Genomic DNA, 817 nt, shown 5'->3' with positions numbered 1-817 from the left:
GTGGTGCCCGAGGGCGGCGTGGGCGTGCCCGCGGTGTTGGCCGGCCTGTTGGCGGTGGTGGAGCCGGCGGAACTGGATGACGCGCAGACCATGGATTATCTCTTGGCCGCGGCGCGGGTGGAGGCGTGGGTGCAGTCCTGCCAGGTCAAGGCGTTGGACCGCTTCGCCCGGCTTCGTCCCGGCGTTGGCGCCGACTGCGACCCGGAAGGCTTTTCCCGGTTCGCGCCGCAGGAGATCTCGGCGCACCTCTGCACGGGGGATGCCGCCGCGCGGGCCATGCTGGCCGATGCCCGGCACATCTGCACGCACCTGCCGGGCACGCTCGAGGCGATGGGCCGCGGTGACCTGGACTTGCCGCGCGCGAAGGCGCTGGCCCGCGGCTCCGCGGACCTGCCGCCGGAGTGTCTGCAGGATTTCGAAGCCGCGGTGCTGCCGGGTGCCGGGGACATCACGCTGGACTCGGTCCGGTCCCGTGCCCGGCGGATGCGGGACCGGCTGCATCCGGAATCTTTGGCGGAGCGGCACCGGCGGGCGAACGAGTCCCGGGACGTGCAGCTGACGGACCAGGACGACGGGATGGCCGAACTGTGGATCCGCACCAGCGCGGACAAGGCGCATCTGGTTTTCGACCGGATCCAGTCCACGGCCCGCTCCCTCCAAGGCCCCGGCGAAGAACGGACCCTGCCCCAGCTGCGCGCCGACATGTTCACCGACCTAATGCTGAGCGACATCACTGGCGCGGCTGGCCCCGCGAAGACTGCGACGGCGGAAGACACGGCACCGGCAGCACCGGCACCTGCACAGATATCCGCCGGCA

At 71.5% G+C, this 817-nt stretch carries 1 protein-coding gene; it reads left to right on the top strand.

From position 1 onward, the window contains the following. On the top strand, positions 1–817 hold an 817-nt coding region (locus tag AC5RV3_RS17720), incomplete at both ends, for a DUF222 domain-containing protein (RefSeq protein WP_494123203.1).

It is taken from the genome of Arthrobacter sp. Y3221114 (assembly GCF_059092625.1).
This window is presented reverse-complemented; position numbering and strand designations above follow the sequence as displayed.